Annotated in this window: 8 protein-coding genes; 2 read left to right on the top strand and 6 right to left on the bottom strand. The window is 42.1% G+C overall.

The genetic code is table 11. The features are described 5' to 3' along the window. Nucleotides 1-137 precede the first annotated feature (137 nt). From RDS42_RS09505 to RDS42_RS09490, 4 genes are read right to left on the bottom strand one after another with little or no spacing between them, the layout of a single operon-like run. Complete coding sequence (locus RDS42_RS09505; protein WP_308783457.1) at nt 138-1,256, bottom strand: hypothetical protein; 1,119 nt, start codon at nt 1,254-1,256, stop codon at nt 138-140. Beyond that, the gene (locus RDS42_RS09500; RefSeq protein WP_308783456.1) at nt 1,249-1,956 is read right to left on the bottom strand and encodes an ABC transporter ATP-binding protein; all 708 of its coding nucleotides are present in this window, start codon (nt 1,954-1,956) and stop codon (nt 1,249-1,251) included. The genes RDS42_RS09505 and RDS42_RS09500 overlap by 8 nt, the downstream gene beginning before the upstream one ends. Continuing rightward, the gene (locus RDS42_RS09495; RefSeq protein WP_308783455.1) at nt 1,941-2,657 is read right to left on the bottom strand and encodes a hypothetical protein; all 717 of its coding nucleotides are present in this window, start codon (nt 2,655-2,657) and stop codon (nt 1,941-1,943) included. Before RDS42_RS09495 ends, RDS42_RS09500 begins: the two co-directional genes overlap by 16 nt. Next, entirely contained in the window at nt 2,654-3,112 is a 459-nt protein-coding gene (locus RDS42_RS09490) for a sigma-70 family RNA polymerase sigma factor (protein ID WP_308783454.1), read from the bottom strand. Before RDS42_RS09490 ends, RDS42_RS09495 begins: the two co-directional genes overlap by 4 nt. A gap of 147 nt (nt 3,113-3,259) precedes the next feature. Here RDS42_RS09490 and RDS42_RS09485 point away from each other — a divergent pair, with 147 nt between their 5' ends. Further along, complete coding sequence (locus tag RDS42_RS09485) at nt 3,260-4,285, top strand: aminotransferase class I/II-fold pyridoxal phosphate-dependent enzyme (RefSeq protein ID WP_308783453.1); 1,026 nt, start codon at nt 3,260-3,262, stop codon at nt 4,283-4,285. Nucleotides 4,286-4,351: 66 nt separating this feature from the next. Continuing rightward, on the top strand, nt 4,352-5,305 hold the full coding sequence (locus RDS42_RS09480; protein WP_308783452.1) for an alpha/beta fold hydrolase: 954 nt from the start codon (nt 4,352-4,354) through the stop codon (nt 5,303-5,305). A gap of 95 nt (nt 5,306-5,400) precedes the next feature. On the opposite strand, the gene RDS42_RS09475 is transcribed toward RDS42_RS09480, so the two are convergent. Both RDS42_RS09475 and RDS42_RS09470 read right to left on the bottom strand, forming a co-directional pair. Continuing rightward, nucleotides 5,401-7,023, bottom strand: coding sequence for a DUF4340 domain-containing protein (locus RDS42_RS09475; protein ID WP_308783451.1), 1,623 nt, complete (start codon nt 7,021-7,023; stop codon nt 5,401-5,403). Next, nucleotides 7,023-8,418, bottom strand: a 1,396-nt coding sequence (locus tag RDS42_RS09470) for a GldG family protein (RefSeq protein ID WP_308783450.1), incomplete at its 5' end; no start/stop codon positions are given. The genes RDS42_RS09470 and RDS42_RS09475, both read right to left, overlap by 1 nt.

The raw sequence follows: 8,418 nt of genomic DNA, 5'->3' as shown, positions 1-8,418 counted from the left end.
CCCTGTATTTATTAGAACAAAACAGATATACCTATTTCTCGCGGAAAGTTTTAAAAAAATTCTTACTCAATGTACCACTTTTATAGTGAATAAAAACACCCCTGGATGGATCAACACACATCCATTCAGGGGTGTTCTCATTTTGTTATCTGATATCTTTTATATCCTCTCCATCCACCTGCTGCCAATAGAACTGCCAAAATCACATAAACAATCGGAAGAACCTGTAACTGTGTAAAGTATCTTCCAAACTGCAAAATCAGACGGCAGTCAAGAAGATTCCAAACTGCAAGGATATTAGAAGGGATGCTGTTCCACAGCTGAACTATCATTCGAAATTGATCCGGAATATTAATTGTCAGCGAAAGCAGCAGGCCCCCTGTCATAACCGCCATCGTTCCCATGCCTGACTTCATTTTTTCTGCACAGAACATAGCAAAAGCTGATTCCAAAACAGAGGCAAAAATAAGCAGTATAATCTGACTGCTAATTACCTGACCAATGGTAAAATGATGAGAACAGGCTGCATAGATCAGCTGTATCCTTACATCCAGCCCGTGAAATCCATAAAGTATTAAAATCGGTATTACCGAACTCAGAATAAGACACAGGGTTCCTCCTATTCCAATCGTCATGCCTGCTGTTATTTTTGCCCCATACAGCCTGCCTTTTCCATATTTGCTGCAAAGATTCAGCTGATCCATTTTGCGAAAATGTTCGTCTGCAAATATAGAGGGCACTGTAACAGCGATAAAGATCACCTGCATCATGGCCAATGTATAAAAAACTGCGGTCAGCTTTCTTTCTCCGGCTGTATATCCATAAGTAAACGGCTTTTCTATCCCTGCCTCCTTCTGCTTCCAGTAAGCTTTCTCTCCTTTTGTCAAGCGTGCCTCTTCCATATTATTCTGCAAAAGCTCCTGCCTCTGCTGATACAGTTTTTCTTCTGTGACTTCACAGATATAATCAGACGGAAACAAACAGTTCAAAAAATACCAAAGTCCCTGCGCACATTCTTTATCCCTGTATTTTTCAAGCATCCTGTCATCCACCTTTTCTCCAACAATTTCCATTTCCTCTTGTTTATTTTTACGGATATACTGGACGATTCCAGGTTCCTCCGAATCAAATCCAACATCACTGACAAACACGATAACTACAGAAAGTATCATCATGATCCCAAGAGTTATCCATATGATCTTCCGGTGAAACAGCTTTAGATATTCATATTTCAATATATTTCCAAATTCACACATAAGCTTCTTCCTCCCCAAATTTTTCCAGATAAAAGCTTTCCAAATTTCCTCCAGTTTCTTCCCGGGAGCCTTCAAAAATCATTCTCCCTTCCTTCATGATCAGGATTTTATCTGCAATATGCTCTACATCTGATACAATATGAGTAGAAAGAAGGACAATATTATTTTTTCCCTCACTGGCAATCATATCCCGGAACCGTACTCTTTCCTTTGGATCAAGCCCAGCGGTAGGCTCATCCAGAATCAGGATTTTTGGATGGTTCAAAAGCGCCTGAGCGATTCCCAGTCTGCGTATCATTCCTCCGGAATATGTTTTAATCTTCTTTTTTTCCATTCCGGTCAGTCCAGTCAATTCTGTCATCTCCTTACAGCGTTTTTTTGCTTCTCTTTTTGGAATTCCTTTTAAAGATGCCATATACATAAGAAAATCCATTCCTGTAAACTCCGGATAATACCCAAAATCCTGCGGAAGATATCCCAACGCCTCTCTGTAAGCTTCCTCCTCAGCATCTCTTCCATCCAGTGTTATTGTCCCTCTGTCCGGCTTTAAAATCCCGCAGATCATACGCATAAGTGTAGTTTTTCCTGCTCCATTGGCTCCCAGAAGTCCATATACCCCTGGTGTCAGCTTCAGAGATATCTGATCTGCTGCTATTTTATTCTTAAACTGTTTTGATACTCTGTCTATGATAAGCTCCATACCAATTCCTCCGATTGATGTAAAATTCTATTTCCTTCTCTTACTGTCAAAACTGCCAGAATAACCAGAGAAAATACCCACCCCGCTGGCTCCATAAGCAAGTAAATATTAATCTTACTGTGAATGATTCCAGAAACGCACAGACTGATCAGAATACAAACTGTACTGCAGAAATAAATGCTTTCTTTTCCATGAATTTTTCGTACTATTATAAGATTACAAAAACAGGATAAAAGATACGGAAACAGGATCATAATTGCTGCAGAAAGAAGTCCGTAATATTTATTTCTCATAAGTAAAGGAAGAAGAACCGCTAAAAGGACTGCATTTTCTATTCCCAGGATTGTAAATTTTGCCATAAGAACTGCTTTCATCGAAAATTTTGATGCCATCTCCAGTTCTGCCATTCCATATCGTACCGATCGGCTTCCCTCTGCCACAAAAGAAAGAGCTAACACAGGAATCATTGCTGCCAGAGCACTGGTAAACTGCTTTCCCTTGTCTGTACCCACACAAAGCCCGCAGATAAAAACAACCGCTGATACCATCCAGTTCCATTTGCGTATATATCCCGCCTGGCTCCATAAAAAATCCCAATTACTGATTCCGGGTTTTGGTAATCCTTCCAAAAATGCCTGCTTTCTTAATGGTTCCGGCGGTTGGTACAGCTTTTTTAGATCTTTTTTCAGTTTTCTCTTCATTTCTTTCCCTCCATTTTCTTTTTCAGTTTCTTCATACACTCTTTTTCCTTCCTGTACAGCGCAAATCTGGAAATCCCCAGTATCTTCGCTGTTTTTCCCACAGAAAGTTCATTTACATAACGCAGAAAAACAAGTTCCCGCTGCCGTGTATCCAGACTATCCAGGGCTCTTTTCAGATCCATATTCAAAGTTATCTGTTCCTGTACATCATCTGTACAGTCAGGTATCTCCTCAGACAGCTCTTCCCATTTCTGTCTCCTCATAAGATCTATACATAAATTTCCGGCAATCCTGTACAGATAGCTAATTTCTTTGCCCATGTCCTTATAAGTATTGTTTTCCAGAAAACGGAGAAAGGTTTCCTGTGTCACATCCTCTGCTGCCTGCCGATGTTTCAGCTTCATATAGCAGTACCAGTATATTTTATCATATTGTTCATCCAGAACTGTACCCATCAGAAATCCTCCTCTCATAATATACAACGGACAGGCATTGATAAATGTGCGGAAATTTTTTTATAAAATAGAAAAATCCCACATTTTATGATACACTATTTTGTAACATTCGGTATTTTACCACAAAAAGAAAAGAGGAATTTATCTATGTTATATTTTGAAAATGACTATTCTGAAGGCGCTCATCCAAAGCTCCTCCAGCGCCTTATGGACACTAATATGGAGCATTTATCCGGTTATGGATTTGACACCTACACACTTTCCGCAAAAGAAAAGATCCGGGAGCTCTGCGGCTGTCCGGAAGCCGATGTTTATTTTCTTGCTGGCGGTACACAGACAAACCAGACAGTCATCGATTCTGTTCTGAAAAGCTATGAAGGAGTAATCGCAGCTTCCACAGGCCATGTCAGCGCTCATGAAGCCGGCGCCATTGAATTTACCGGCCACAAGGTCCTGACCCTTCCTCAGAAAGACGGCAAGATCACTGCCGAAGATCTGAAAGATCTGATCGATACGTTCTATGGAGACGAAAGTTATGAGCACATGGTTTTCCCAGGTATGGTATATATCTCCCATCCTACCGAATATGGAACTCTTTATACAAAAAAAGAACTGGAAGCCATTGCACAGGTCTGCAAAAGCAGCAATCTTCCGCTCTATATGGACGGCGCACGGCTGATCACAGCCCTTGCCTGTCCGGAAAATGAACTGACGCTTACGGATATTGCAGAACTTTGTGATATCTTTTATATCGGAGGCACAAAGGCCGGAGCGCTGTGCGGCGAAGCCATTGTCTTTACCCACAAAAATGCACCGGCACATTTTCTCACTCTGATCAAGCAGCATGGCGCACTTCTTGCCAAAGGCCGTCTTTGCGGCGTACAGTTCGATACCCTGTTTACCGGAGATCTTTATAAAGAAACCGGGAAAAATGCCATAGAAACTGCTTCTCTTCTCAGAGAAGGACTGAAGGCAAAAGGGTATACCTTTTATAATGATTCTCCTACCAATCAGCTTTTTCTGGTCATGGAGGATACGCTGCTTGAAAAGCTGAAAGAAAAAGTCGTATTCAGCTTCTGGGAAAAGGCAGATGCTGCCCATACAGTGATTCGTTTTGCTACAAGCTGGGCTACTTCCAAACAGGAGGTCGAGGCTCTTCTTTCTCTTTTATAGCATTGTAAATTCGTGATTTTTGACGTATAATAAGGACAGTCAGAACATGTGAAAAGGAGGTCAGACATGAAAAAAAACAAGAATCGTTTTGCCACTTTTGCGGTGCTGTTCGCCTCTGCGACAGCCATCATCCATATCGGAAACAAGATCATTGCCGCATCTGCATCTCTGAAAGAAATGCTGGATTCCAACAGACGAAATTACTATAAATGGCGTTTTGGAGAGATTTTTTACACAAAAAAAGGCAGTGGAAGCCCTGTTCTTCTTATCCACGACATGCTGCCGGGAGGCTCCGGTTATGAATGGACCAACGTAGAAGAAGAGCTGGCAATGGAACACACCGTATATACCATTGATCTCCTTGGCTGCGGCCGTTCCGAAAAACCGGGAATGACTTATACAAACTTTGTTTATGTTCAGGTAATCTGCGATTTTATCAAAAATGTCATCGGAGAAAAAACTGATGTGATCGCAAGTGGATTTTCCGGCTCTTTTGCTGTTATGGCATGCCGTAATGAAGGCAGCCTGTTTAACCGGATCATGCTGGTCAACCCGCCGGCTCCTGGCAATCTGACCCAGATGCCGGGCAAAAAAGACAAGCTTCTGAAATATTTCCTTGAAGTCCCGGTGTTTGGAACTCTGGTCTATCACATGATCGTATCAAGAGAAAACATCAACAATCTTTTTATTGAAAATATGTTTTTCGATCCCTTCCATCCGGATCAGAATATGCTTGACGCATACTACGAAGCCGCTCATAAAGGCGGAGCCCAGGCCAAGGCAGCTTATGCCAGCAAGGCATCCCGATTTATGAACATCAACATCCTTCCGGCGCTGAAAAATATTGATAACAGTATCTTTATTATCGAAGGAGAGGCGGAAAACAACGGGGATGAGGTAATAGCGGCATATCAGGAAGCAAATCCTTCCATTGAGGCTGTTATGATCCCTCATACAAAACATCTTCCCCATGTGGAGGATCCGGAAAAATTCCTGGAGCAGGCCGGGATCTTTCTTTAAAGGTATAAAAATACGGAAAGCTGGAATATTTTCAGCTTTCCGTATTTTTTACTGTCCCCTTTCAGAAACAGAGGTTCTTTATCAATATCCGAAAATTACTCTGTCTCTTCTGCAGCTGTCGGATCTTCACTGGCAGTTTCTTCTGCGCTGTTTTTTCCGGAACTCTGATTTTCCTCTTTTAGCAGAGTTTCACAGGCTTCTGTCAGATCCTTCACATTCATTTTATTTACCAGATATACCTTATCTCCTGCAACAGCTGCATAAAAGCTGGAATCATATTCGTAGTAGCTTACAGTGGTTTTTTTACCTTCCGTATCGGTAAAACCAAAGACAAAAGCCGCCTCTCCCTCCGGTGTATATGTCTCAGTCAGACGCTTCTCTCCTGTCATATTGATCAGCTTGTTATAAAAAGTTGTAAAGAGACTCTCGTCCGCATCTTTTCCATCCAGGGTATATGTTACTGTCATCTCTTCTGAAGCAGCTTCCTTCTCTGTAGAATCTGAACTTTCATCCTCGTCAGCGCCTTCCTTCGTACCCTCAGAATTCTTTTCTTCTGTCCTTACCACCTTCACCCTATGGCTTTCTTTTCCCTGACGGATTTCCAGACTGTCCAGATTGTTTACCGTCAGATAATTTACAGTAAGGCTGTAAAAATCAGAAGGAACTTTATCCAGAATCTCTGTCAGGGATTCTTCCGGAATCGTATAAACCTCATTACTGTCATTAACCTTCACATAACGGCTTCCGTCGATCTCGTCCCCTACACAGATTTCCAGTGTCTTTTCTGTCTGTGTATCTTCCTTTTCCGACGTATCTGCGGTTTCTTCTGCTTCTTCCTGTTCTTCCGCACTGCTTCCGTCCTGCTCAGATGCCTCTGAGACGTCCGTATTTGCCTCTGTATCCGTTTCTGCCATGTAATCAGCAGAAATTATGGCATAAGGTGTGTCAAATCCGTATTTGGCCGGATCTGTGCAGTGATAGTCCACAAACTCTCCATAAGTCAGAGAGCCAACAGCGGAGGTTACTGCACCGGCTTTGGAGGTATCTGCCTGCTCTGAGGATTTTCCGTCAGACACATACCAGTACAGACTGTCTTTATCCTGAGAAAGTGTATATCCATTTTCTTTATCAACCTGAACTTCTTTTATGGAAGCTGCAGTTACTGTCGGAAAGGCTCCTGCTTCTGCAAATGAATAAGCGGTTCCCATAAAAGGAGTTAATGCCGTTTCTGATACCAGATATACATTATCCTTATCCGGCTTTTTTACATAATACTGGCCGGAAGCTTCGTTTTTCAATCCTACCAGAAGAACGTTTTCGCTGCCGTCCTGTGCTGTAAGAACAATTTTATTCTGCGGTTTATCCAGGTCATATTCGCTGAGGTCTTCCGGTTCTGTCAGCTCCCGGTCTGCCTCCAGGGCAGCCAGGCTGTTTACAGCTCCGTCTATGGTGTCCTGGCTGACCGGGAAATCCTCTTCTCCTTTTTTGATCCAGGTGTCTTCTTTTTTCTCAAAATCCTCCTGTTCTCCGTCTTCGGAAACAAAGGATACAGACGTAAGCTCCTCCGGCTCCACATCTACCAGACTTACGCTTGCATCTTGTGCTTCTGCTTCCTTTTTTTCCCGGGAATCCACATAAGAGACAACTCCCAGATAAGCACAGGAAAGTACTGCCAGAACTGCCACGCCGGAAATCAGTTTTACTGTTTTACTTTTCATTATGCTTTTCTCCTTTTCAGCCAGATACAGAACCCTGCAATCAGGAAAAATCCAGGGATCAGTCCCATAACACAGATTTTCCAGAAGCTGACATCATAAGCAGTCAGTGTCAGCCGGGAAATCTCAAGGCTCTTTGACGGAATGGAAATCGTCTCTTTTCCTTCCGAGCTGCACATCCAGTTCAGTGATTCCATGATCATCTGTTCATTTCCTCCTGCAACTGCCTGGTTGATCTGGCTGTCCATAAGGTTTGCTGTGGAATAATAAATAATCTGGGTCTTTTTCTCATCATCCAGTGTTTCTGTAATACTGACACCGATGTCAAATGGTCCTTCAATATCTTCATCTGCTTTTTCCAGACTTTCACCTTTTACATTTACTTTTGAATAAGCGCTGTCTGAGGTAGTCAGAAGGCTTTCAATGGTTACCGTATCCCTTACACTGTCTGTTTTTTGGATTCCCTGTGCATAAGGAGCAAGGACAAAGTATCCGCTTGAGAAAAAGGATGTTACCGGCTCTGCATTGTTTACAGTAGGAACCAGATAATACGGAGTCTGCATTGCATAGTGCTGTGCATCTTTTTCTATTACAATTCCTTCTGCACGTTTCACCCCGTAATTTTCCAGGACAGCGTCAAAATTATCCATTGATTCCTCTGTATAATCAGAGAAGATCATTGCCTTTCCGCCATTTTCCAGATAAGAAAGGATCGCATCCTTTTCCTCTATGGAAATATCGCTGGCAGGAGAATTGATCATCAGACATGCCGCATCCTCCGGAACACTTTCCTCGGTGAGAAGATTCAGCGTTTTGATTTCCATATTTGCTTTTTCTATATCCTCACGGATTACAGAATCCAGTTCTTTTTCTCCGTGTCCGTCCAGCGTATAAAGAATCGGAAGATCCTCTGAAGTTACATAAGAAATTGCTCCTGTGATCTGTCCTTCACCATCAAATCCTGTGGTATTATAGCTGTAAGTATTGTAATCTACAGAGGTCTCATAGATATCATTATAATCGACAATTTTACTTCTTTCTCCGCATTCTACAATAAGACTGTTTGCAGTCAGCTGCTCATCTGTATACTCAGAAGTGAACTTCGGATTTACTACCGGATCCTTCTGTTTTACTGTGATATGATCAGAGGCATCCTCATATTTCTGCAAAAGTTTTTTGATTGTTTCATCCTCAGATCCGCTGGCTGCCACCTGATAAATAGTCACATCTTTATCCAGTTTTTTCAGGAATTTTTCTGTCTGATCTCCAATACTGAATATCTTCTGATCGCTGACATCAATCTCTGAATATTTTGACGGAACAGCACCTACAATCATATTTATGACTACGACCGCTGCGATAAAAACAGCGCTTATTACCATACTGTAAGAACCGTTT

Origin of the sequence: uncultured Blautia sp. (assembly GCF_902497045.1) — a bacterium.
In the GTDB taxonomy this organism is placed as follows: Bacteria; Bacillota; Clostridia; order Lachnospirales; family Lachnospiraceae; genus Blautia_A.
Note: the sequence above shows the minus strand (reverse complement) of the source record. Positions and strands in the feature narration are given on the sequence as shown.